We start from the raw sequence: 22,199 nt of genomic DNA, 5'->3' as shown, positions 1-22,199 counted from the left end.
GGCGTCATCACTCGTAGCGCAGCGCCTCGATCGGGTCCTTCTTGGCGGCGCGAGCCGCCGGGAGGGTGCCCGCCAGGAAGGCGATCAGCATGATCACCAGGACGATGACCAGCAGCTGCAGCGGGGCGATCGCGTAGAGCGACAGCCCGGAGACCTCGGCCAGAGCGCCGCCCTCGCCGGTGAGCAGCGCGTTGGCGATCGAGCCGACGGCCACGCCGCCGATCACGCCGGCCACGGAGCCGAAGACGCCGATCAGCACGGCCTCGGCGGAGAACAGGCCGAAGATCTTGCCGCCGGACATGCCCATGGCCTTCATCAGGCCGATCTCCCGGGTGCGCTCCTGCACGGACATCAGCAGCGTGTTCACGATGCCGAAGCTGGCGGCCAGCAGCGCGATCAGCGCGAAGCCGTTGAGCACCCAGGTCACCGCGTTGATGATGCCCTTGAGCGCGCCGATCTGGTCCTCGACCGTCATGCCGATCATGTTCTCGTCCATCAGGGCGGACTTCACGGCCCCCTGCTGCTCGGTGTCCGGGACGCTGGCCACGGCCTGGATGTAGCCCTCAGGCTGCTCCTCGACCATGCCGGAGGTCTGGTAGTCGTACAGCTTCTGGTTCAGCTCATCCGACGGGGTCGGGGATCCGCCCTGGCCGGAGGCGAGCTCCTCGGTCACGCCGGTGATCTCGGCCTCGAAGGTCTTCTCCTCGCCCACCGCGTTCGACAGCCCGATCTGGACGGTTCCGCCCACGGCGTCGTCGTCCGAGTCGTAGCCCAGGGGCTCGACCCACGACTGCGGGATCGTGATCTCGTCGGCGTCGGAGGCGGGAGCCTCACCGGCCATGTACGAGTAGGCCTCCACATCCGTGGGGAAGCCCATGGTGAGCTGGTACTGGGAGCCGTCCTCGGCCTCCAGGAACGACGGCTGCACGAAGACCACCGGCTCCACGGACTCCACGCCGTCGATGCCCTCGACCTTCTCGATGTCCTTCTCGGTGAGCATCTCCGAGCCGCCGAACATGCTCGAGGCCTGCGCCGCCTCGGGGTCGTACTCCTGCGGGCCCTCCTGCGAGGTGCCGGAGGCCTGATCCGCCGTCTTCATGACGTAGATCTGGTCCTCGCTGCCGAATCCCTGCAGCAGGGTGTCGATGTACTTGTTGATGCCCACGCCCAGACCGGAGGTCAGGGTGAGGGTGAAGGCGCCGATGAAGATCGCGACGACGGTCAGCAGCGTCCTGGCCTTGGAGCGCAGCGTGTTGCCCGCTGCGGTGGCGACGATGTCGGTGGACTTCATCGACGGTCTCCCTTCGAGAAGAGACGGCGCAGGCCGCCCTTGTCAGCGTGCTTGGTCTGCTCGGCCTGGGCCTTGGCCGCATCGGCCTGCGGCTGCGGCTCCCCGCGGTGGGCTCCGTCTCCGTCGGGGATCTGCGCCCACGGTCCGGCCGCCGCTGTGTCCTGAGCTGCGGCCGACGGGGCCGCGGCGGGCTGCTCGGCAGCTGCGCCCCGGCCCGGAGCGGCCGGCTGCGCCGGGGAATCCGTGCTCACGGAGTCGTCGTGGTCCTGGACGGAGGTGATCTCGCCGTCGACCAGGTTGATCCGGCGGTCGCAGCGGGCGGCGAGGTCGTCGTCGTGGGTGACGATGACCAGCGTGATGCCCTGCTCGCGCTGCAGGCCGAAGAGGATGTCCTCGACGACCTCGGAGGTGCGGCTGTCCAGGTTGCCGGTGGGCTCGTCGGCGAAGATCACCGACGGCTCCGTGACCAGCGCTCGGGCGATGCACGCGCGCTGCTTCTGCCCGCCGGAGAGGTTCGTGGCCTTGTTCGCGGCCTTGTCGGCCATGCCCAGGCGCTCGAGGGCCTCCATGCCCTTGCGGTTGCGCTCGGATTTGCCCACACCGGCGATCTTCAGCGGCAGGACGACGTTCTCGAGCACCGTCTGGTTCGCGTTGAGGAAGAACTGCTGGAAGACGAAGCCGAAGCGCTCGTTGCGCAGTCGGTTGATCTCCTTGGTGCTCAGCTCGGAGACGGGGCTGCCGTCCAGCGCCACGACCCCCTGGCTGGGCCGATCGAGCAGCGCCATGAGGTGCATGAGGGTGGACTTGCCGGAGCCGGACTTGCCGACCACGGCCACGGACTCGCCGCGGTGGATCTCCAGCGTGAGTCCCTTCAGCGCGTCGAAGCGCGTCTCGCCCTTGCCGTAGACCTTGACCAGGTTCTCGGTCTCCAGGACCGGGGGTTCCATCGTGGTGCCTCCTGTGTAGGGGGTTGGGCGTCGCGGCAGCCGGACTCGAATCCGGTGGTGCCTTCCGCATCAGCTGTGCACCATCCTCCCAAACATGCGCACCTGACGGCATCAGACCAGAGAGTGAACTCTCGGGGCCCAGCTGGGCCCGGCTCATCCTTTCTGGGGAGGCCCGCGCGTCCTGCGGGGCGCGCGGTGCCCGGCGCGGACGCCTACCCTGGGCCGCGTGGCATCCCGCGACCCCCGTCTGAGTCCTCCGCCGGCGCACGAGCGGCCCTCGGACGCGCAGCGGCTCGAGGTGCCGGTGGCCGCCTCTGCCGCCGAGGCGGCCCCCGTCCCGCCGTCCCAGCTCGAATCCGTCGTCCGCCTGACCCGCGACGGCCCCCGCACGGTGCGCCTGCACGAGCTCGCTCGGTCGATGGGCCGGGCGCGCAATCACGTCGCCCGCGAGCTCGGGGCCGTCCCCGAGCACGACCTCGGCCGGATGCTCGCCGCCCCGCGCACCCTGCTGGTCGAGGGCACCACGGATCAGGCCGTGCTGGAGCAGGTGCTGCGGCGCAGCGGCGACCGCCTGTCCCTGGTGCAGCCGGCCGGCAGCAAGACCCGCCTGGCCGTCCTGCACCACCTCCACCTGGCCCTGGGGATCCCGCACCACGTGCTCTTCGACGGCGACGGCGGCCCCGTCTCGGGGTCCTCGACCGCTCGGCACCGGATCCTGCGCAGTCGGCGCCAGGCCACGGAGGCGCTCGTGGCGTCGCTGCGGTCGTCGTCCGCCGCAGCACCGGGCTCGACGGCGGCGGCCGCGATCGACCCGACGGCCGCCGACCGAGCCGCGGATCCCCGCTGGCGCGGCGAGGACCCCGCCGTCGCCGGATGGGGATTCGGCGGGCCGACCGTCGTGGGGCCGTCCTGGTCCGCGCTCGAGGTGGATCTGGAGGACGAGCTGTCCCGGTGGCCGTCGTTCGTGTCCGCCCTGCAGGCCCGCGGCGGCACACTGGCCGCCAAGCGTCCGGAGCGGTTCGCGGAGGCCGCGGCCGCAGCGCAGGCGGAGGATCTGCCGCCGTCGTTCCGCCGGATCTGCGCCGCGGTCGCCGCCCTGGAGGCGGACGGCCCGCCGCGGCCCGGCATCCCACCATCGGAGCGCGGAGCGAGCTCGCAGGACGCGTAGGGTTGCCCGCATGACGACGCCTGAGGAGATCGCAGACTGGATGCTCGAGACGATCCGCACGGAGGGACGGCTCGACCAGGACGATGCCGTCCGCCTGGTGCCGGAGAAGTTCGGGCAGGAGTGGGTGCGCACCAGCCCCCACGGACACCCCGCCCTGGACCAGTCGGTCGTGAAGGCCTTCCGCAAGGCCCACGACGGCACCGTGCAGTGGGATCGCGACCGCCGCTTCTGGTCACCCAAGAAGTGAGCGCGCGCTGAGCGCGACCCGCGCCGAGGTGATGCAGCCGATCTCGGCGGGAGTCGTCTCGGCTCTGGTGGCCTTCACCTCCACGTTCGCGGTGGTCCTGGCCGGGCTGTCCGCGGTGGGGGCCGATCCCGCGCAGGCGGCCGGTGGCCTCATGGTCGTGACCGTGCTGATGGGCCTGGGCTCGATCCTGCTGGCCGTCTGGTCCCGGCAGCCGATCACGATCGCCTGGTCCACGCCCGGAGCCGCCCTGCTGGCCTCCACGGGGGCCGTCGAGGGCGGATGGCCGGCCGCTGTCGGAGCGTTCCTGGTGGTCGGCCTGCTCGTGGTCGCCACCGGCCTGATCCCGGCGCTCGGGGATCTCATCGCCCGCATCCCGCCGGCGGTGGCCCAGGCCATGCTCGCCGGCGTGCTGCTCCAGCTGTGCCTGGGCCCCATCGAGGCAGCGGTGGCCCAGCCCGCCGGCGTCCTGCCCGTGATCCTCGTGTGGCTCGTGGGCCTCCGACTGTTCCCGCGCTGGGCCGTGCCCTCGGCCTTCGCCGCGGCCGCGGTCGTGGTGGCCGTGCACGTGCTGCGCACCGGGCAGAGCATCGACCCGGCCGGGTTCGTGCCGCACCTTCACCTCACGGCCCCTCAGCTCAGCGCGCCTGCGGTGCTCGGGCTGGCCGTCCCGCTGTTCCTGGTCACGATGGCCTCGCAGAACGTGCCGGGTGCCGCGGTCATGCAGGGGCTCGGGTATCGCATCCCGTGGCGCCGCAGCATGACCGTGACCGGTCTGGGCTCGCTGCTGGGCGCCACCGGCGGGGCCCCGGGCGTGAACCTGGCCGCCATCAGCGCCGCCCTGGCCGCCGGGCCCGAGGCCGGAGAGGACCGCTCCAGGCGCTGGATCGCCAGCGTGGCCTCCGGCTGCCTGCTCGTGCTGATCGGATGGGGAGCAGGCGCCTTCGGGGCGCTGGTGAGCCTGGCTCCGGAGGGCGTCATCCCGGCGGTGGCCGGACTCGCCCTGCTCAGCACCTTCGCCTCCTCCCTGAGGGCCGCGCTCGAGCGCACCGAGGATCTCGTGCCCGCCGCGGTGACCTTCGCCGTCGTCGCCTCCGGGGTCAGCGTGGCCGGGATGTCCGCGGCCTTCTGGGCCCTGGTCGCCGGGCTGAGCGTGCGATGGGTGCTGCGGTGGGGTCGCACCGTGCCGACGCCCGGCTCCGACCGAGCCGGCTGAGCGGTCGTCGGGGTCCTGCCGACGAGTCCGCATCGACCCGTCCGCTCTTGATTCTGCAAGGGCTCCGAAAGCCTGTTCTGCGACCGATCCAGGGGCTTTCGCGCCCTACGCTCGTGGCCATGAGTGCCCTTCCCCACGCCGTCATCGACGTCTTCGCGACCGAGCCCTTCGAGGGCAGCCCCATCGCCGTCGTGCTCGAGGCCGACGGCCTCTCCGAGGAGCGGATCCACGGCCTGGCCGAGTGGCTGCCGCACGAGGAGACCGTCTTCGTGCTCTCCCCCACCGACAGCGGAGCAGACTTCCGCACACGAGCGTTCCGCTCCAAGACCGAGGTGCGCTTCGCGGGCATGTCCACCCTCGCGGCCGCCCGGGCCTGGCTCGACCGCGAAGGCTCCTCGGCGAGCGACGGCACCCTCGTCCAGCAGAGCGAGATCGGGCTGACCCCGGTCCAGGTGCAGGATGACGAGACCCTGAGCTTCACGGCCCCGCCGCTGTTCGACCGCGGAGAACCCGATGAGCTCACCGTCGAGATCATCTGCGAGGTCCTCGGCCTGGAGCCCGATCAGGTGCAGGGGTCGGCCTGGCTGGACTCCGGGACCGGGTTCCTGGGGCTGCTCGCGGACAGCGCCGAGACCGTGCTGGCCATGGAGCCGGACATCGACCAGCTCGGCCAGCACATGGTCGGCGTCCTGGGCCCGCACGCCGATGGCAGCCCCGCCGACTTCGAGCTGCGCTCCTTCGCCCCGTCCCGCGGCATCGACGAGCAGCGGGCCACCGCGACCCTCGTGGCTGCCTTCGCCTCTTGGCTCGTGCCGCGCGGACTCGCCCCGGCGTCGTTCACGGTGGCCCAGGGCCGCGCCGTCGGCCACAGCGCCCTGATGCGCGTGAGCACCGGAGACGACGGCACCTGGGTCGGCGGCGCCGTGGTGGCCCGCAGCGGGGGGACGCTCGAGGCCTGAGACCTCCGGGAGCACGGTGCCCTGTCGATGACCGTCGGCGGGGCACCGTGCTGAAGTGGGGTCAGAACGGGTGCTGGATCTCGTCCGGGGAGACCGTCACCCACTGGATCTCGGTGAAGGCCTCGAGATTGGCCTCAGCACCTCCGAAGCGGCTGCCGTTGCCCGAATCGCCCACGCCGCCGAAGGGCGCATTGGCCTCATCGGCCACGGTCATCTCATTGATGTGCACCTTGCCAGAGCGAATGCGATCGGCGACCTTCATGGCCTCGCCCACGGGGCCCATGATCGAGACCGACAGTCCGTACTCGGAGGCATTGGCCAGTTCGACGGCCTCGTCCACGGAGGCCACCCGGTGCACCGGGGCGACCGGGCCGAAGATCTCCTGCGACCAGGCCGGCATGTCCGGCGTGACGTCGGTGAGGACGGTCGGGCGGTAGAACAGGCCGTCGTGATCCGCGCCGGTGCGCGCCACGGCGCCGGCCGTCAGGGAGTCCTGGACGACCGAGTCGATGTTCTTCAGCTGCTTCTCGTCGATGATCGGGCCGAGGTGGACCTGCCCGGTCGAGGGATCGCCGACCGCCAGGGCCTCGGCCCGGGCGACCAGCCGGTCGACGTACTCGTCGTGGACGTCCTGATGGACGATGTGCCGGCCGGTGCTCATGCAGATCTGGCCCTGGTGGAAGAACGAGCCGGTGGCCCCGGCAGAGGCGGCCAGGTCCACATCAGCCCCCGGCAGCACGATCGCCACGTTGTTGCCGCCGAGCTCCAGGTGCACGCGCTTGAGCTTCTCCGAGGCGACGGCGCCGATCTTCCGGCCCGCGGCGGTGGAGCCCGTGAAGGAGATGACGCGGACCCCCTCGGCCTCCACGCATGCGGCGCCGATGTCTCCGCCGCCGGGCAGCACCTGCAGGACGCCCTCGGGCAGCCCGGCCTCCTCGAAGATCCGGGCCAGGGCGAAGCCGCCGATGACCGAGGTGCGCGGATCCGGCTTGAGCAGCACGGCATTGCCCGCGGCCAGGGCCGGGGCGACGGAGCGCATGGCCAGCAGCAGCGGGAAGTTGAACGGCGCGATGACCGTGACCACGCCGCAGGGGCGGCGGCGAGAGAAGGACCAGTGGGCGCCGTCGGAGGGCAGCCACTGGCCGTGCGGGTGGCTCGGCAGGGCGGCGGCCTCGAAGCACTCGGCGGCCGTATTGCCGACCTCCAGCCCGGTCTTGGCAGGGATGCCGCCGGTCTCGCGGATGACCCAGCCGGCGAGCTCGTCGTGGTTCTCCTGGATGATCTGGCCGGCGCGGCGCAGCACCGAGGCGCGCTCGGAGGGCTTCAACGCGATCCACTTCTCCTGCGCCGAGACGGCGCGTGCGGCGGCCTGATGGACCTGCTCCGCCGAGGCCGAGCCGATCGTGGCCAGCTCGGCGTTGTCGGCAGGGTTGCGCACGACGATCGGCTCGCCTTCGCCCTGCTCCCACGTGCCGGTGAAGATGCGGCCGTCGAAGGCCGAGGTGTCCAGAAGAGTCACAGGGCTGTCCTCCTTCTGCGCGCCCGCAGCGGGCGTCGCGGGGATGCGCGCGGAACAGGTGTGATCCGCGTCGCTCGATGCCCTCGAGCCTAACGAGACAGCGCCCCGCCGACCATGGTCGGCGGGGCGCTGTGGGAGCGGCTGAGCTGCGCAGGTCAGCGGCGGGGCTGCTCCTGGGCGTCGAGCACCGGCAGGGGCTCGGGCGCCGGGTCGCGGCGCTCGTCGTCGGCGGTGCGATCGGCAGCGGACCGGTCGACGTCGGCCCCCTCAGCGGCGGGGCGCGCAGCGGAGCCGGAGACCTCGCCGCGGGCGTCGTCGGCGCCGCCGCCCTCGGACCGGACGTCGCGCTTCATGGAGGTGGCCAGCGGCGTCTCCGGGATGAAGGCCATCAGGATCAGCGCGAGCACCACGAGCGGGATCATCACCATGAAGATCGGCGTGAGGGCGTCGTTGTAGGACGAGGTGATCACGTCCTGGATCGGCGCCGGCAGCGAGTCCACCAGCTCGGGCGTCAGCCCGGAGGAGGCGTCCGAGCCGCTTCCCTGCATGGCCGCCTGGGCCTGGGCGGGCATCCGCTCGGCGATCAGGTCGGTCAGGCGACCGGCGAAGATCACGCCGACCACTCCCGAGCCGATCGTGGCCCCGACCTGGCGGAAGAAGTTGTTGCCCGACGTGGCCGTGCCGACCATCGAGCCGGGGAACACGTTCTGCACCGCGAGCACCAGGATCTGGATGATCAGGCCCAGGCCCACGCCCATGACCCCCAGCGCCAGGCACACGTGCCACACGGCGGCCTCAGCGGTGAGCTGGGAGAGCAGGTGCAGGGCGATGACCACGAGCACCGCACCGACCAGCGGGTAGGCCTTGTAGCGGCCGTAGCGCGAGACCAGGGCTCCCGATCCGGTCGAGGCGATCAGCACGCCCGCCATCATGGGCGTCATCAGCAGGCCCGAGCTGGTCGCGCTGGCGCCGTGGACCATCTGCAGGTAGGTCGGCATGTAGCCGATCGCGCCGAACATGGCCACGGAGATCATCATTCCGGAGGCCGTGGCCAGCAGGAACGTGCGGCTGCGGAACATGCCCAGGGGCATGACCGGCTCGGCCACGCGGGACTCGATGACGATGAAGATCCCGGTGAACACCACGGCGATCGCGATCAGCCCGAAGATCTGCGCCGAGGCCCAGTCGTAGGTGCTGCCGCCCCAGGTGATCGTCAGGATCACGGCCACGGTCGCCACACCCAGGGTCAGCATGCCCCACACGTCCACGGAGACGCGGCCGTTGTGCTTGGGCAGCTTGAGGAAGAAGACGACGCCGGCCAGGGCGATCACGCCGAGCGCGACGCTCATCCAGAAGGCGTAGCGCCAGCCCGGACCCTCGGTGATCCAGCCGCCGATCAGCGGCCCCACCACCGACGACAGCGCGAAGACGCCGCCCATGACGCCCATGTACTTGCCGCGCTCGCGCACCGGGACGATGTCGGCGATCACGGTCTGGGAGAGGATGATCAGGCCGCCGCCGCCCAGGCCCTGGACCACGCGGGCGGCGATCAGCCACCAGATGGTGGGGGCCAGCCCGCCCACGACGGAGCCGGCCATGAACACCAGGATCGCGCCCACGAGCAGGGGCTTGCGCCCGATCTGGTCGCCGATCTTGCCGTAGAAGGGCATGGTCACGGTCGAGGCCAGGATGTAGCCGGTGATGACCCACTGCATCTGGTGCACGCCGTCGAGCTCGCCCACGATGGTGGGCAGCGCGGTGGAGAGCACGGTCTGGTTCAGCGAGGCAAGCAGCATCGCGAGCATCAGCGCGATGAAGATCGGGATCAGGCGAGGGCGCGGCTGGTCGGCCTGCTCAACCTCCTGATTGCGCTCTGCCGCCTCCGCCCGGCGCCCGTCGGAGGCGCCGCGGACGGCGGTCAGCTGGCCGGTCATCGGCGAGGAGCTGGGGAGCCCCAGGCTGGCCGAGTCCACGGCCGTGAGCGAGCCCGTGGACTGGTGCTCGTCGGAGGGGCGCCCCTGCGCGGGGTCGCCCCAGGGAGGTGTCTTGGTCATACGTGGTCCGTTCTGATGAGGCTGACGAGGACGTCGACCGCGTGGTCGAGGTCCTCCGGGGAAGGTTCGGAGCCAGGAACACGGTCCGGGCGGGAGAACACGAAGCGCAGCGCGGCACCGGCGGTGAGCACGAGCATGCTGATGCGCTCGTCGAGGTCAGGACCGGGACCCAGCATCCGGGGCTCCAGGCCCTGCTCGGCCCAGCCGCGGAGCAGATCGCGCACGATGTGCTCGCAGCCGTGCATCGTGTCCTTGAGCAGACGCCCGAGGTCCGGGTGGGTCTGCATGAGGCGGACCCGGAAGTTCGCGGAGTTCGCGGGCATGGCGGAGGCCACCAGCTGCATGTAGAGCTCGACGACGCCGCGCAGGGTGCTCGCACCCTCCGGCGGGCGCTCAGCGACGCCCTCCGGGATGATCGGCTCGCGCACCCCCATGACCGCGTGATCCTTGGTGGGGAAGTAGTTGAAGAACGTGCGCTGGGAGATCCCCACGGACGCGGCGATGTCCTCCACCGTCACGGCCTGCAGACCCCGCTCCAGCACGGCTTCAGCGGCGACGACGTGGATGTCGTGCCACGTCTGGGCCTTCTTGCGCTCCCTCAGACTCACTTCTTGCACTCATGCATTTTTGCACTCGCGTTATTTCTGCACAACTGCACTTTGCGTGACGATCGCCACGGGCGCCGAGATCCGGCCTCCGTGCACCGCCGCCGTCGAGATCATTCTCCCCTGCGCAGATTCGCCGAATCCGCGCATTCTGACGTGATCTCGGCACGCCGGGCGCACGGAAGCAGGATTTCGGCAGGCAGGGCGCGCAGAAGCCTCAGTGGCCGGCGCCCAGACCACCCGTGAGGCGGGCGTGGAACGCGGTGGTGACCTCGTCCATGCCGACGAACTCCACGGTCTTGCCGTGCTGCTCGTACTTCGTCTCGATCGCGTCCAGGGCCGCCACCGTCGAGGCGTCCCAGACGTGGGAGCGCGCGAAATCGATGACCACATGCTCAGGGTCGGCCGCGTAGTCGAACATGGTGGTCAGATCGTTGCTGGAGGCGAAGAGCAGCTGGCCCTCGACCGTGTAGTGGGCGACCTGGGTGCCCTCCCGCTCGACGATCTCGCGCCTGACCTCGACCAGGTGGGCGACCCGTCGCACGAACATCACGGAGGCCACGAGCACGCCCACGATGACGCCGATGGCCAGGTTGTGCGTGGCGACGACGACCGCGACGGTGATCGCCATGACGGCCGTCTCGCTCTTGGGCATCCGCCGCAGGGTGGAGGGCCTGATCGAGTGCCAGTCGAAGGTGCCGACCGAGACCATGATCATCACCGCCACCAGCGCGGCCATGGGGATGATCGCCACCAGGTCGCCGAGCACCACGATGAGGATCAGCAGGAAGACGCCGGCGAGGAAGGTCGAGATGCGCGTGCGCGCGCCCGAGGCCTTCACGTTGATCATGGTCTGCCCGATCATGGCGCAGCCGCCCATGCCGCCGAAGAGGCCCGAGGCCACGTTCGCCACGCCCTGCCCCCAGGACTCGCGGGTCTTGTTCGAGCGCGTCTCGGTGATGTCATCGACGAGCTTGGCGGTCATGAGCGACTCCATCAGGCCCACGAGCGCCATCGCCAGCGCGAAGGGACCGATGATCGTCAGCGTCTCCCAGGTCAGGGGGACGTTCGGGATGAACAGCTCGGGAAGGCTGCGGGGCAGCTCGCCCTTGTCGCCCACGGCCGGCACGTCGATGGCCAGGGCCACCACGACGGCGGTGATCAGCACGATCGACACCAGCGGCGCCGGAACGACCCTGGTGAGCCGCGGCATGAAGACCAGGATCACGAGTCCGATCGCCACCAGCGGGTAGACCGCCCACGGGACGTCGATGAGCTCGGGGACCTGGGCCATGAAGATCAGGATCGCCAGCGCGTTCACGAATCCGACCATCACGCTGCGCGGCAGGAACCGCATCAGCCTGGCCACACCGAGCACCGCGAGCAGGATCTGCAACAAGCCCGCCAGCAGCACCGTCGCGATGAAGTACGCCGTGCCGTAGTCGCGGACCACGGGCGCGACTACCAGGGCGACCGCTCCCGTGGCGGCGCTGATCATGGCGGGACGGCCACCGACGAAGGCGATGGTCACCGCCATGATGAACGACGAGAACAGGCCCACCTTGGGGTCGACCCCGGCGATGATCGAGAACGAGATCGCCTAGGGGATCAGGGCCAGAGCCACGACCAGCCCGGCGAGCACCTCGCGCGTGAGGATCCGCGGGTTCCGCAGCGCGGTGAGCACCGAGGGCGCGGAGTGCTGTCCGCTGCGCTGGGCGGCGGAGGTGGTCGCAGTCGTCATGAAGTCATGTCTCCAGGGTCAGGTGCTCGGATGCGGCCTCCCGAGGGCGAGGGGATCTAGCGCGCCCGACGATGCCCCTCGTGGAGGCTGCGGAGACGGGGCGATGCCCGCCGGGCCATGCGGGCACAAGCGTCGCACCCTAGCCTGGCGCGGGAATCGCTGTCGAGCCGATCTCAGCGCATCACACCTGCCGAGATCAGGCCTCCGTGCGCGATCGGGCTTCCGTGCGCAGATTCCGCGATTCCGCGCATTCTGGCGGGATCTCGGCTTGTCGGCCGCACGGAAGCGTCAGTTGGGCGGAAGCGGGTGCACCAGCGTGAACCGCTCGCAGACCACCGGCATCTGATCGTCGAAGCCTCGGCCGCCCGGGGAGTGCTGACGCCAGAACTGCTCATGGACAGCGCGCCAGTGCGCCAGGGACCGGTCGCCCTCCCCTTCGGCGTGCGCGTGCACTGCGCCGACCTCGCAGAAGGGGGCCACGTGCACGTCGGTCGTGCGGATCACAGCGCGCGGCTCACCGCGACCGTCCAGGATGATGCTCAGACCTCCCGCTATCGGCAGCGGCTCGCCTTCGGCCTCGTAGTCCCACAGCGATGACGCAGTTGCCGTCTTGATTCCAGCGAGCACCAGAGCCAGAAGCTCGTCGGCCTGCGCGGGTTCGGCACCGAAGGCCCATGCCTCCGGCACTTGCTCAGGCAACCCGGCGACCTCAGCCCGGACGCCCCTCCAATAGGGCATCAGGTCCATGCTGTTCACTCTCCTGCCGAGATCCCGCTTCCGTGCGCAGATCCGGCGATTCCGCGCATTCTGGCGGGATCTCGGCTGGTCGGCCGCACGGAAGCGGGATCTCGACGAGCGCACGCGCGCTCAGTGGCGGCGAATCACCACTCCAGGGCCATCTTGCCCAGGTGAGACTGCCCGCCCATGAGCTCGCAGGCCCTCGCCAGGTCGGTCATGGGCAAGGTCTGGTCCAGCACCGGCCGGATGCCCAGGCCGTCCATGGCGGTCACGAACTCCTGCTGCGTGGCCCGCGAGCCCACCAGCACGCCGTGCAGGCGCACCTGCTTGGTCATCAGCAGCGCAGTGGGGATCTCGCCGTTGCCGCCGGCGACCACGCCGATCAGCGAGATCACCCCGCCCGGCTTCACGGCGCGCAGCGACTGCGGCAGGGTCTGCGCACCGGCCGATTCCAGGACGATGTCCGCCCCGCCGGTCTGCTTCTTGATCGTGCGGCCCCACTCGGGGTCGTCGTTGTAGTTCACGGTGATGTCTGCGCCGAGCTCGCGAGCGCGAGCGAGCTTCTCATCCGAGGAGGACGTGATCGCCACCGTGGCACCCATGGCCTTGGCGATCTGCAGCGCCAGGATCGAGACGCCCCCGGTGCCCAGCAGGGCCACGGTCTGCCCGGGCTTCAGCCCGCCCTCGGTCACCAGGCAGCGCCACGCGGTGGCGCCTGCGGTGGTGATGGTCGCGGCCTCCGGGTGGGTCCACCCCTCGGGCGCTGCAGTGAACCAGCTCGCCGGACGCACCACGGACTCACGGGCATAGCCGTCCACCCCGTCGCCCGGGGAGCTCGAGAAGGAGGACTCGACGTCATCGCCGGACTGCCAGAACGGGAAGAACACGGAGACCACGTGGTCGCCGACCGCGAACTCGTCGACACCCTCGCCGACCTCCGCGACCACGCCGGAGGCATCCGCCAGGGGCACGCGATCCTCGTTCGGGGGCATCTCGCCGGAGATCACCATGTAGTCGTGGAAGTTCAGGCTAGAGGCCTTGACCTGCACGCGGATCTCGCCGGGGCCGGGAGCGCCGGGCTCTGCGACGTCGTCGACCCGGAGATTCTCCAGGCCGCCGCCGGCGGGGACGATGAACTGCTTCATGGTCGGGCTCCTCTCGAACGGACCGCACGCGGGTCCGCGGTTGACTGTGCCTCCAGCCTGCCACCTACGGCTGACGTCGCAGAAGAGCCGATCCGCCCTCAGCACGACGATCGCCATGACCGCGCGGGGCCGTTGTGCCGTCCGAGCCCGCTGCCAGACTCACGACCATGGTCGATTTCCGCTTCTCCCAGGTCGATGTCTTCTCCGCGGTGCCGCACGGGGGCAATCCGCTGGCCGTCGTGCACGACGCCGCCGAGCTCACCGATGAGCAGATGGCCCAGTTCGCGAGCTGGACCAACCTCTCCGAGACTGCCTTCCTGCTGCCGCCGGAGGACGAGCGGGCCGATTACCGCGTGCGGATCTTCACCCCGCAGGAGGAGCTGCTGTTCGCCGGGCACCCCACCCTGGGCTCGGCACGCGCCTGGCTCGCCGCCGGAGGTGCCCTGCGCCGCGACGGCACCGTGATCCAGGAGTGCGGTGCGGGTCTGATCACCGTCCTGTCCGACGACGACGGCCTGTCCTTCTCGGCCCCTCCCCTGCGCCGCAACGGCGAGGTCGAGTCCTCGACGCTCGCCGTGGCCGCCGAGGCGCTCGGGCTGAAGCCCGGCGATGTCCAGGGCGCCAACTGGGTGGACAACGGGCCCGGGTGGCTGGGGATCGTGGTGGCGGATGCCAAGACCGTCCTGGCCCTAAAGCCGGACGCCGCCCTGATCGCGGAGCACGATCTGCGCTTGGGCGTCTTCGGCCCGCATGAGCCGGGACGGGATGCCGACGTGGAGGTCCGCGCCTTCGTGCCCACGGAGCACGGCATGCGCGAGGACCCTGTGACGGGCAGCCTCCAGGCGGGCTTCGGGACGTGGCTGATCCGCGCCGGGGTGGCACCGGAGGAGTACACGGCGGCGCAGGGCACGGCGATCGGTCGCAGCGGACGGGTGCGCGTGCGCTCGGACGGTCAGGACGTGTGGGTCGGCGGGCCCGCCGAAGTCACGATCACCGGCATCGTGAGCTTCTGAGACCTCAGCCGCGCAGGATCTTCTCGAGCGCCTTGCCCTTGGCGAGCTCGTCGACCAGCTTGTCCATCCAGCGGACCTGCTGCATGAGCGGCTCCTCGATCTCCTCCACGCGGACACCGCACACCACGCCGGTGATCAGCTCGGCGCTCTCATTCAGCCGCGCCTGAGCGAAGAACTCCTCGAACGGCGTCTCGGCGTCCAGGTGGTGCTGGATCTCGGCGTCGTCGTAGCCGGTCAGCCAGGTGATGATCGCGTGCAGCTCCTCGCGGGTGCGGCCCTTCTTCTCGACCTTGGTCACGTAGTGCGGATACACCGAGGCGAACGGCATGGCGGCGACCCGCTGGAGGGTCTTCTCATCGGTCGTCATGCGCAGAACCCTATCGACCTGCATCGGCTCGCCGCCGCACGCGTTGAGGCCGCAGAAGGGCCACCCATCAGCGCGGATGGCATGCGACTGTGCGGCCTCAACGGTGGGGGCATGCGGTGCTACGGCCTCGACGGGGCAGCGCTCACGCCCAGGGGGATGGGTCGCCGGTCAGGACCGCGCGCTCGTGGTCGATCAGCATGCGGCGCACGGCATGGCGGGGGTCGGGCTCGCCGGTGCTGCCGTCGGCGCGGGTCACGCGGTGCACCGGGAGGAACAGGGGCACCTGGACCTCCGAGCACAGCGTCCCCGCCGCACGTGCGGCTCGGGGACGGCCCGCCTCGGCGGCCAGCTGCCCGTAGGCCAGGGTCTGCCCGTACGGGATCTGCGCGATCCGCTCCCACGCCGCCCGTCTGAAGCCGTCAGCCGGAGCGAGGTCGACGGGCACGTCGAGGTCCTGCACGGAGCCGTCGAACCAGGCCTCGATCCGCTCCAGGATCTCGGCCAGCGCGGCAGGGTCGTGCGCAGGCGCAGCTCCGAGCTGAGCGCCTGCCTCGATCAGAACGGACTCCTCGCTGGGCATGCCCGTGCCGTCGGGGCGGGAGAACGCCGCCCGGATCGCACCCTGCGGCCCGATCACGATCAGGCCGTCGCCGATCGGCGTCTCGACCCAGCTCCAGACGGGCTCAGAGGGCATGTGCATGCCCCGATCCTGGCACGACGACGCTCAGCTCGACCCGCAACAGGGCATCCGCTCTTGACGGCGCACCTCAAGATCAGGTTAGGCTCACCTTATCGAGGGTGCGACGGGCCCCGCCGCACCACCGCAGCCGACACCCTCTGGAGCGATCATGACCCCCAGCGAGAACGCCGAGACAGCCGCTCCGGCACAGGGCACCCCCTGCCACCTGGACGTCGCCGCCGCAGATGCCGCGGCACGCCTGCTCAACGGCGCCGGCCGGATGACGATCTCCTGCCATGACGGCGTCCGCGGGCACCTCCAGGACACGTCCTTCCACGGGGCCGCACAGGACGGCACCCGCTACATGGTGGTGTCCCCGCAGGAGGGGCAGTGGCCGCCCATGCCGATCGAGCGCCCGCAGCACGTCTCCATGACGATCGCAGCGGAGGCCCCCGTGGCCGAGATCCGCATGACGGTCGCCGAGCTCAGCGGCCATGCCGTGGTCACCCGCTGCACGGAGGACGAGGAGACCGCACTGCTCTCCGAGGGGCCCCTGCCCAGCGAGATCGCCCGGACCTTCACCTGCTGGCCGGGCTCGCAGCTGTGGCGCGTGGAGCCCCTGCGCATGACGATCCACCACATCCCCGGGTGCCACATGCTGGATCGCGAGGCCCTGGCCCCGCGGCCGTCGTGGCCCGGACCGGCAGAGGAGCTCGAGACCGTCGAGCTGCTGCGCTCCGAATGGGGCACGCACCTGACGGGCCTTCTCACCGAGCTTCGCCCGGCGTCGACGCCGATCGCCGAGCACTCAGACGCGCCGGGTGGCGTGCGCTGCGCCACGGGGCGCGCCTACCCGGTGTCCCTCTCCGACCGCGAGCTCACGCTCCTGCTGGTCGACGGTCCCCACCGCGACACCGTCGCGGTGCCCCTGCCGCACGCGGTGAGCTCCCCGGAGGGGTTTGTCGAGGCGCTGCGCGAGGCGATCGGCTCGCCGGCCGAGACCCGCTGAGGCGCCTCAGCCCCGCGAGCGCAGCCGGGTGTTCGGCAGCGGCGGGGCAGGCAACGGATCGGGCTCGCCGTCGGGGTAGGGCCCGAAGCGCGGCGGATCGTCCGGGCTCAGGCCCGCGGCGGCCAGGATCTCCTCGGACGGGGCATCCTCGAAGCCGAGCTCGTTCTGGTAGATCGCCCGGTAGGCCACGACCTCCTCGTGCGTGCGGCCGATGAAGTTCCACCACATGACGATCTCCTCACCCAGCGGCTCGCCGCCCAGCAGGATGAGGCGCACGGGCTCGGCGTCGTCGTCGACCTCCAGCCGGAGGCTCTCCCGACCCGGGCCGATGTACGCCAGGTGCTCGGCCTCCACGGCGACACCGTCCACGCTCAGGGAGCCGGAGTCCAAGTAGACGCCGTGCTCGAAGCCGGCCTGGACGTCGAGCTCCAGCACGGCACCGGGCTCGAGCAGGATCTCCGCGCCCAGCAGCGGAGGCGTGGAGGTCTCGACCTGGGCGTCGTCGCCGGCCAGCTGCCCGATGAAGACGCGGATCTGCGAGCCCTCCCCGCGCACGAGCTGCGGGACGTGATGGATGAAGCGGTGCTCCATGTGGCGCGTGGCCTCAGGCAGCGCGTACCAGAGCTGCACGCCGTGCAGGACCGTCGTGTCCGCAGTGGAGATCTCCTGGTGGGTGATCCCGCGCCCGGCCACCATGAGGTTCATCTCGCCGGGACGCACGACGGCGCGGTTGCCGGCCGAGTCCAGGTGGTCGATCTGACCGGTGAACAGCCACGAGACCGTCGCCAGACCGGTGTGCGGGTGGCGTGGGACGTCCATGCCGCCGGTCTGCGCCACATCGTCCGGGCCGTAGCTGTCCAGGAAGCACCAGGCGCCGACCAGCGAGCGCTTGCGCTGCGGCAGCACCCGTCGAACGTCCATGGCGCGCGGCCCGCCCAACGGGACGATGCGCGGCGGCAGGATCTGGATCTCGTGCCCCGGCTCGGCGGTGCAGATGGTCTCCAGCGGGACGGGCTCCACGTTGCTCACGGGGTCATTCCAGCACAGGCCCCGTGACATGTCACGAACTCCCGGGTCGACGACGGCGGCGCCGACTCAACCGGCCAGTGCCTCCGGGTGCTCGCGCAGCCAGCCCTGCACGTACCAGCAGGTGGCCTGCGGCTCGATGCCCTCGGCCACGGTCTCGGCGATCGCCCAGGAGACCAGCCGATCGGCCACGCCGCGGCCGCGATGGCTGAGCTGGGTGAGGGTGTGGTCGAAGATCCGCTGGGAGCGGCCGTCGGTCTCGTACGGGGTGTAGTGGGCCTCGCCGACGACGCGACCGCCGTCGAGCGCCTGGAAGGCGTGCGCGGCGGTGTCGTGGCGCAGCTCGAGATCGGCGGTGGGCGAGGGCGGCAGTGCATCGGTCATGCCCGTGCAACTCGCGGCGACCCTGGTTTGTGCCGCCGAGGCGGCCACCGGAGACTGGAGGTTCGTAAAGCTCGGGAGCGGAGGGGTCATGGTCGCGTGGCTGGAGCGGCATCAGGTGCCTCTGTACCTGGCCACCATGGTCCTCGGCGCGGCCCTGGGTCTGGCGTTCCCCGCCGTGACGTCCACGTGGGAGCCGGCCGTGCCGCCGCTGATCGCGGTGCTGCTGTGGAGCACGTTCCTGGGGATCCCGCTGACGCAGCTGGGCGACGGACTGCGCGACCGCCGCTTCCTGCTGGTGCTGCTGGGGCTGAACTTCCTGGTGGTCCCGGTGGTCGCGTGGCTGCTGACCCGCCCGCTGAGCGGTCATCCCGAGCTCGTGCTGGGGGTCCTGGTGGTGCTGCTGGTGCCGTGCATCGACTGGGTCATCGTGTTCGCCGGGCTGGCCGGAGGTGACCGCGCCCGCCTCACCGCCGCGGCCCCGCTGCTGATGCTGGCGCAGATGCTCCTGCTGGGCCCGCTGCTGTGGCTGCTGGCCGGGCCCGACGTCCCCCTGCGGATCGAGCCCGGGCCGTTCCTCAGCGCCCTGGTGTGGATGCTGCTGGTGCCGCTGGGCGCGGCCGTCGTCGTGCAGCTCGCGGTAGGCCGCGGCGGCGAACCGGACGACGACGCGGCGGCAGTCTCCGCAGAACCCCGAGGCTCACAGGTCTGCCTGACCGCCCGACGCATCGAGGCCCTCGGCCAGGCCCTCATGGTCCCGGCACTGATGCTGGTGCTGCTCACCGTGATCGCCTCGCAGGTCGCTGCGGTGCGCGGCCAGCTGGCCGAGGTCGCGCTGTCCGTTCCGGTCTACGTGGCCTTCCTGGTGCTCATGACGGCCCTGACCGTGCTGGTCGTCCGCGCCGCTCGACTGCCGGTGGCCTCGGCGCGCGCCGCAGTCTTCAGCGCGACGGCGCGCAACTCCCTAGTGGTGCTGCCCCTGGCGGTGGCCGTCGCGGACCAGGCCCCGCTGATCCCGCTGGCCGTGGTCATGCAGACCATGGTCGAACTCGTGGGCATGGTGATGCTCGTGCGGCTGGTTCCCCGCCTGCTGCCCTCGAGTCAGCCCGCGACCTCCTCGATCGCCGACGACGCCGCCGCGTCCCGGTAGTGCTGCGGATCGGCGGGGGCGTCGATCTCTCCCTGCTGGTCCAGGAAGTCCCCGGTGTCGATCAGGGCATCAGCCAGGGGCCCGGAGAAGAACTGCTCCTGCTGCTCGCCGGCGCGCAGGTAGCCGGTGCCGTCGATCTGGCGGCGGACGGTCTCGGTATCCGAGCCCATCTGCAGCGCCAGGATCTCGGCGGCGCGATCGGGATCGTCCTGCAGCATCTGCACCGCCCAGTCCTGCGCCCGGGTCCACTGCTCCATAGCCTCGGGATTCTCCTCGGCGAACCCGGAATCGGCTGCCGACAGGTCGAAGGTCGGCGCCCCGATCTCTGCGGCCTGGGTGCTGGAGACGAGCCGGGTGCCGCCGTCGGCCTCGAGCTCCCCGAGCGTGGGGTCCCAGATGTACGCGGCGTCGATCTCCCCCGACTGCCAGGCCCCGAGCAGGGCATCCGGGGACAGGTTGATCACGGTGACCTCGTCGGACAGGCCCTCCTGCTCCAGCAGCGCCAGGAGGCTGAAGTGGGCGGTGGAACCGAAGGGCACGCCCACGCTGCCGCCGCGCAGGTCCTCGAGGTCGGTGATGCCCTCCGCGCCGATCAGGGCCTCGGACTCGCCGATCACGTCCTGGATCCACACGACCTCCACGGGCAAGTCCAGCGGCGCGGACAGCGCCTTCACCGCCGGGGACGAGCCCACCGTCGCGATGTCCAGGGAGTCGCCGCCGAAGCCCTGCACGACTTCGGCACCCGAGGCGTACTGGGTCCAGCGGATGTCGGCGTTGGGCATGCAGGTCTCCAGCACCTGCTGATCGCGCACGATCAGGTCGCCGCTGGGCAGCAGCTGATAGCCCAGGTCGATCGTGCCGGTGACGGACTCATCGGCCTCCCAGGGGCACTCGGCGACCGCGCCGCCGTGCTCGGCATTGAGACGACGCTCGGTCTGGGCTGCGGTGCAGCCGCTGAGCAGCAGGGCAGCGACGGCGGCCAGGGACACGACGACGGAGCCCCTGCGGATGCTGGTGGTCATGGGGCGCTCCTCGTGGCTGATCATCATTCGCCGACCGTCGTGCTGCGGGACGTGCCTGCGGCGTCCCCGTAGATCGCCCCGGCGATCCGCTCCCGCAGGGCGGTGAACTCGGGGCTGGTGCGCACGGAGACGTCGTCGTGGTCCCGGCCGATCTCGACCGGCAGGTCCAGGGCGATCCGGCCCGGGCGCGGGCTCATCACGAGCACGCGGGTGCCGAGGTAGACGGCCTCGTCGATCGAGTGCGTGATGAACACGATCGTCTTGCGGTCCTGGCGCCAGATCCCGCGCAGCTCGACCTGCAGCCGCTCGCGGCTCAGGGCATCGAGTGCGCCGAACGGCTCGTCCATGAGGATGACGTCCGGGTCGTTGGCGAGCACACGGGCGATCTGGGCGCGCTGCTGCATGCCTCCCGAGAGCTCGTAGGGCTTGCGGTCCGCGAAGGACTCCAGGCCCACGAGCCGCAGCTGACGCTCGCCGATCTCCCGGCGCTCCTGCGCCGGCGCGCCGCGCAGCAGCGGGCCGAGCTCCACGTTGGCCCGCACCGATTTCCAGGGCAGGAGATTGGCCTGCTGGAAGACCACGCCGCGCGCCGCCGACGGGCCCGTGACCGGGTCGCCGTCGACCGCCACGACTCCGCTCGAGGGCGAGTGGAACCCGGCGATCATGTCCATCAGCGTCGACTTGCCGCAGCCGGACGGGCCCACGATGCACACGAACTCGCCCTCGCGGATCTCCAGGTCCGTGGGGGCCAGGGCGTGCACGGTGTCCCCCGAGTCGGTCGTGTAGTCCTTGGCGGCGGCCGCAAGGCGGATCTTGGCGGAGATGCTCCGGTCGTCCATCGGGAAGGGCTCCTGGGGGTCGTCGTGCCCGTTGTGGCTGGGCTGTCCGGGGGCGCTCATGCGCGGCCCTGCCACGGCGTCGCCACGCGACCCACGGCCGCGATCAGAGCATCCAGCCCCACCGCCGCCAGGCCGATCACGATGATGCAGGCGATGGTCAGCGGCGTCTGCAGCTGCGTTCCGGAGACATAGGCCAGGCCGCCGATGCCGGGGATGCCGTTGTTCAGCTCGGCGGCGACCACCGTGGTCCAGGTGAAGCCGGTGGCGATGCGGATGCCGCCGATGACCTCCGGCAGCGCCGACGGGATGGTCACATGGCGCATCACCTGCCAGCGGGTGGCCCCCAGCGAGCGCGCCGCGTTCACGCGCGCGACCTGCACGCCCTGGACCCCCTGCATGGTGGCCACGGCGATCGGCGGGAACGCGGCCAGGAACAGCAGCCAGATCTTGGAGGTGTCCCCGATGCCGAACCACACGATCAGCAGGCCGATGTAGCCCAGCGGGGGCAGAGCGCGCAGGAAGTGCAGGAACGGCTCCACGATCTCGCGCACCGGGCGGAACGCCCCGAGCACCACGCCCAGAGCCACGCCGACGACCGCGCCGACGCCCACACCGATCGCGATCCGGCGCAGGCTGTGCGCCAGGTGCTCCCACAGGAAGTAGCCCTGCTCACCGCAGGCCCACCGGGTGGCGTCGTCATCGACCGGACGGCACGAGCTGGCCTGCACGAAGGCCGACCACACCGCACCCGGCGAAGGCAGGAACAGCGGCTGGACCAGGCCGACGGCCGTGACGAGCCACCACAGCAGGACGAGCACGATCAGGCTCAGCGCCGTGGTGCGGATCCGCTGGAGACGCCCGCGCCGTCGTCGTCCCTGCGGGCGACGGGCCCTGTCCGTGTCGTCGGTCGTCTCCGACGACGGCGGGGCCGTCTCGGTGGCCTGAGAGGACATGGGGGCATCCGATCTGGGGAGGGGCGAAGCTGTCGGAGTCCGAAACCTACCGAACATGTAGGAATTCTCCGCAGTCCGGCGTCATCTCGTCACATGCGCTCGACCGGGATCCGTGCCCTTCGGTCAACTATTC

23 protein-coding genes are annotated in these 22,199 nt (G+C 71.0%); 7 read left to right on the top strand and 16 right to left on the bottom strand.

Annotated features, from left to right (window positions below):
- Positions 1 to 7: 7 nt before the first annotated feature.
- Both RF645_RS06750 and RF645_RS06745 read right to left on the bottom strand, forming a co-directional pair.
- A complete protein-coding gene (locus RF645_RS06750; protein ID WP_350869372.1) occupies positions 8 to 1,291 on the bottom strand; it encodes an FtsX-like permease family protein in 1,284 nt (427 codons plus the stop codon).
- Entirely contained in the window at positions 1,288 to 2,238 is a 951-nt protein-coding gene (locus RF645_RS06745; protein ID WP_368818831.1) for an ABC transporter ATP-binding protein, read from the bottom strand. The genes RF645_RS06750 and RF645_RS06745 overlap by 4 nt, the downstream gene beginning before the upstream one ends.
- 226 nt (positions 2,239 to 2,464) lie before the next feature.
- On the opposite strand from RF645_RS06745, the gene RF645_RS06740 reads away from it, so the two are divergent.
- The 4 genes from RF645_RS06740 (at position 2,465) to RF645_RS06725 (ending at position 5,825) form a co-directional block, all read left to right on the top strand.
- Positions 2,465 to 3,406: a TOPRIM nucleotidyl transferase/hydrolase domain-containing protein gene (locus RF645_RS06740; RefSeq protein WP_368818830.1), complete on the top strand. Its 942-nt coding sequence runs from the start codon at positions 2,465 to 2,467 to the stop codon at positions 3,404 to 3,406.
- Positions 3,407 to 3,416: 10 nt separating this feature from the next.
- A complete protein-coding gene (locus tag RF645_RS06735) occupies positions 3,417 to 3,653 on the top strand; it encodes a hypothetical protein (protein WP_024289393.1) in 237 nt (78 codons plus the stop codon).
- 31 nt (positions 3,654 to 3,684) lie between these two features.
- A complete protein-coding gene (locus tag RF645_RS06730) occupies positions 3,685 to 4,866 on the top strand; it encodes a benzoate/H(+) symporter BenE family transporter (protein ID WP_368818859.1) in 1,182 nt (393 codons plus the stop codon).
- 119 nt (positions 4,867 to 4,985) lie between these two features.
- The gene (locus tag RF645_RS06725; RefSeq protein WP_368818829.1) at positions 4,986 to 5,825 is read left to right on the top strand and encodes a PhzF family phenazine biosynthesis protein; all 840 of its coding nucleotides are present in this window, start codon (positions 4,986 to 4,988) and stop codon (positions 5,823 to 5,825) included.
- Between the two features lie 61 nt (positions 5,826 to 5,886).
- On the opposite strand, the gene RF645_RS06720 is transcribed toward RF645_RS06725, so the two are convergent.
- From RF645_RS06720 to RF645_RS06690, 7 genes are all read right to left on the bottom strand, one after another.
- Positions 5,887 to 7,344, bottom strand: coding sequence for a benzaldehyde dehydrogenase (locus RF645_RS06720; RefSeq protein ID WP_368818828.1), 1,458 nt, complete (start codon positions 7,342 to 7,344; stop codon positions 5,887 to 5,889).
- A 155-nt stretch (positions 7,345 to 7,499) separates the two neighbouring features.
- Complete coding sequence (locus RF645_RS06715) at positions 7,500 to 9,398, bottom strand: DHA2 family efflux MFS transporter permease subunit (RefSeq protein WP_368818827.1); 1,899 nt, start codon at positions 9,396 to 9,398, stop codon at positions 7,500 to 7,502.
- Complete coding sequence (locus tag RF645_RS06710; protein WP_368818826.1) at positions 9,395 to 10,006, bottom strand: TetR/AcrR family transcriptional regulator; 612 nt, start codon at positions 10,004 to 10,006, stop codon at positions 9,395 to 9,397. Before RF645_RS06710 ends, RF645_RS06715 begins: the two co-directional genes overlap by 4 nt.
- Positions 10,007 to 10,220: 214 nt before the next feature.
- Positions 10,221 to 11,600, bottom strand: coding sequence for a SulP family inorganic anion transporter (locus RF645_RS06705; RefSeq protein WP_368818858.1), 1,380 nt, complete (start codon positions 11,598 to 11,600; stop codon positions 10,221 to 10,223).
- 3 nt (positions 11,601 to 11,603) lie between these two features.
- Positions 11,604 to 11,744 (bottom strand): hypothetical protein, encoded by a 141-nt coding sequence (locus RF645_RS06700; protein WP_368818825.1) that lies wholly within the window; start codon positions 11,742 to 11,744, stop codon positions 11,604 to 11,606.
- A 288-nt stretch (positions 11,745 to 12,032) separates the two neighbouring features.
- Positions 12,033 to 12,491, bottom strand: coding sequence for an ASCH domain-containing protein (locus RF645_RS06695; protein ID WP_368818824.1), 459 nt, complete (start codon positions 12,489 to 12,491; stop codon positions 12,033 to 12,035).
- Between the two features lie 134 nt (positions 12,492 to 12,625).
- Positions 12,626 to 13,627 carry an NAD(P)-dependent alcohol dehydrogenase gene (locus RF645_RS06690; protein WP_259903314.1) on the bottom strand — a complete coding sequence of 334 codons (1,002 nt, stop codon included), beginning with the start codon at positions 13,625 to 13,627 and terminating at the stop codon, positions 12,626 to 12,628.
- Between the two features lie 167 nt (positions 13,628 to 13,794).
- Between RF645_RS06690 and RF645_RS06685 the strand changes: the two genes are divergently transcribed.
- Entirely contained in the window at positions 13,795 to 14,640 is an 846-nt protein-coding gene (locus RF645_RS06685; protein ID WP_368818823.1) for a PhzF family phenazine biosynthesis protein, read from the top strand.
- A 4-nt stretch (positions 14,641 to 14,644) separates the two neighbouring features.
- Here the strand turns inward: RF645_RS06685 and RF645_RS06680 are convergent, their stop codons facing one another.
- Together RF645_RS06680 and RF645_RS06675 are read right to left on the bottom strand one after the other, a co-directional pair.
- Positions 14,645 to 15,007 (bottom strand): DUF2200 domain-containing protein, encoded by a 363-nt coding sequence (locus tag RF645_RS06680; protein WP_368818822.1) that lies wholly within the window; start codon positions 15,005 to 15,007, stop codon positions 14,645 to 14,647.
- Between the two features lie 142 nt (positions 15,008 to 15,149).
- Complete coding sequence (locus RF645_RS06675) at positions 15,150 to 15,701, bottom strand: methylated-DNA--[protein]-cysteine S-methyltransferase (protein ID WP_368818821.1); 552 nt, start codon at positions 15,699 to 15,701, stop codon at positions 15,150 to 15,152.
- Between the two features lie 154 nt (positions 15,702 to 15,855).
- On the opposite strand from RF645_RS06675, the gene RF645_RS06670 reads away from it, so the two are divergent.
- On the top strand, positions 15,856 to 16,695 hold the full coding sequence (locus RF645_RS06670) for a hypothetical protein (protein WP_368818820.1): 840 nt from the start codon (positions 15,856 to 15,858) through the stop codon (positions 16,693 to 16,695).
- A gap of 6 nt (positions 16,696 to 16,701) precedes the next feature.
- Here the strand turns inward: RF645_RS06670 and RF645_RS06665 are convergent, their stop codons facing one another.
- Positions 16,702 to 17,724 carry a pirin family protein gene (locus RF645_RS06665; protein WP_368818819.1) on the bottom strand — a complete coding sequence of 341 codons (1,023 nt, stop codon included), beginning with the start codon at positions 17,722 to 17,724 and terminating at the stop codon, positions 16,702 to 16,704.
- Positions 17,725 to 17,790: 66 nt separating this feature from the next.
- Complete coding sequence (locus RF645_RS06660; protein WP_368818818.1) at positions 17,791 to 18,105, bottom strand: GNAT family N-acetyltransferase; 315 nt, start codon at positions 18,103 to 18,105, stop codon at positions 17,791 to 17,793.
- A gap of 88 nt (positions 18,106 to 18,193) precedes the next feature.
- On the opposite strand from RF645_RS06660, the gene RF645_RS06655 reads away from it, so the two are divergent.
- Entirely contained in the window at positions 18,194 to 19,252 is a 1,059-nt protein-coding gene (locus RF645_RS06655; protein ID WP_368818817.1) for an arsenic resistance protein, read from the top strand.
- Here the strand turns inward: RF645_RS06655 and RF645_RS06650 are convergent.
- The 3 genes from RF645_RS06650 to RF645_RS06640 are packed head-to-tail and all read right to left on the bottom strand — an operon-like array spanning position 19,204 to position 22,066.
- Positions 19,204 to 20,274, bottom strand: a complete 1,071-nt coding sequence (locus tag RF645_RS06650; RefSeq protein ID WP_171004140.1) for an ABC transporter substrate-binding protein — start codon at positions 20,272 to 20,274, stop codon at positions 19,204 to 19,206. The genes RF645_RS06655 and RF645_RS06650 overlap by 49 nt on opposite strands.
- 23 nt (positions 20,275 to 20,297) lie before the next feature.
- Positions 20,298 to 21,173: an ABC transporter ATP-binding protein gene (locus RF645_RS06645; RefSeq protein WP_368818816.1), complete on the bottom strand. Its 876-nt coding sequence runs from the start codon at positions 21,171 to 21,173 to the stop codon at positions 20,298 to 20,300.
- On the bottom strand, positions 21,170 to 22,066 hold the full coding sequence (locus RF645_RS06640) for an ABC transporter permease (protein ID WP_061712519.1): 897 nt from the start codon (positions 22,064 to 22,066) through the stop codon (positions 21,170 to 21,172). Before RF645_RS06640 ends, RF645_RS06645 begins: the two co-directional genes overlap by 4 nt.
- Positions 22,067 to 22,199 lie beyond the last annotated feature (133 nt).

Origin of the sequence: Kocuria sp. CPCC 205260, assembly GCF_040981045.1 — a bacterium.
Taxonomy (GTDB): domain Bacteria; phylum Actinomycetota; class Actinomycetes; order Actinomycetales; family Micrococcaceae; genus Kocuria; species Kocuria palustris.
Note: the sequence above shows the minus strand (reverse complement) of the source record. Positions and strands in the feature narration are given on the sequence as shown.

Bases quoted from the DNA above. Each gene is read 5' to 3' on its own strand.
- RF645_RS06700 (WP_368818825.1), bottom strand. From the start codon at position 11,744: ATGACGACTGCGACCACCTCCGCCGCCCAGCGCAGCGGACAGCACTCC.
- RF645_RS06685 (WP_368818823.1), top strand. From the start codon at position 13,795: ATGGTCGATTTCCGCTTCTCCCAGGTCGATGTCTTCTCCGCGGTGCCG.
- RF645_RS06655 (WP_368818817.1), top strand. From the start codon at position 18,194: ATGGTCGCGTGGCTGGAGCGGCATCAGGTGCCTCTGTACCTGGCCACC.
- RF645_RS06690 (WP_259903314.1), bottom strand. From the start codon at position 13,627: ATGAAGCAGTTCATCGTCCCCGCCGGCGGCGGCCTGGAGAATCTCCGG.
- RF645_RS06675 (WP_368818821.1), bottom strand. From the start codon at position 15,701: ATGCCCTCTGAGCCCGTCTGGAGCTGGGTCGAGACGCCGATCGGCGAC.
- RF645_RS06745 (WP_368818831.1), bottom strand. From the start codon at position 2,238: ATGGAACCCCCGGTCCTGGAGACCGAGAACCTGGTCAAGGTCTACGGC.
- RF645_RS06750 (WP_350869372.1), bottom strand. From the start codon at position 1,291: ATGAAGTCCACCGACATCGTCGCCACCGCAGCGGGCAACACGCTGCGC.
- RF645_RS06645 (WP_368818816.1), bottom strand. From the start codon at position 21,173: ATGAGCGCCCCCGGACAGCCCAGCCACAACGGGCACGACGACCCCCAG.
- RF645_RS06715 (WP_368818827.1), bottom strand. From the start codon at position 9,398: ATGACCAAGACACCTCCCTGGGGCGACCCCGCGCAGGGGCGCCCCTCC.
- RF645_RS06735 (WP_024289393.1), top strand. From the start codon at position 3,417: ATGACGACGCCTGAGGAGATCGCAGACTGGATGCTCGAGACGATCCGC.
- RF645_RS06730 (WP_368818859.1), top strand. From the start codon at position 3,685: ATGCAGCCGATCTCGGCGGGAGTCGTCTCGGCTCTGGTGGCCTTCACC.
- RF645_RS06670 (WP_368818820.1), top strand. From the start codon at position 15,856: ATGACCCCCAGCGAGAACGCCGAGACAGCCGCTCCGGCACAGGGCACC.
- RF645_RS06680 (WP_368818822.1), bottom strand. From the start codon at position 15,007: ATGACGACCGATGAGAAGACCCTCCAGCGGGTCGCCGCCATGCCGTTC.
- RF645_RS06650 (WP_171004140.1), bottom strand. From the start codon at position 20,274: ATGACCACCAGCATCCGCAGGGGCTCCGTCGTCGTGTCCCTGGCCGCC.
- RF645_RS06660 (WP_368818818.1), bottom strand. From the start codon at position 18,105: ATGACCGATGCACTGCCGCCCTCGCCCACCGCCGATCTCGAGCTGCGC.
- RF645_RS06640 (WP_061712519.1), bottom strand. From the start codon at position 22,066: ATGTCCTCTCAGGCCACCGAGACGGCCCCGCCGTCGTCGGAGACGACC.
- RF645_RS06695 (WP_368818824.1), bottom strand. From the start codon at position 12,491: ATGGACCTGATGCCCTATTGGAGGGGCGTCCGGGCTGAGGTCGCCGGG.
- RF645_RS06725 (WP_368818829.1), top strand. From the start codon at position 4,986: ATGAGTGCCCTTCCCCACGCCGTCATCGACGTCTTCGCGACCGAGCCC.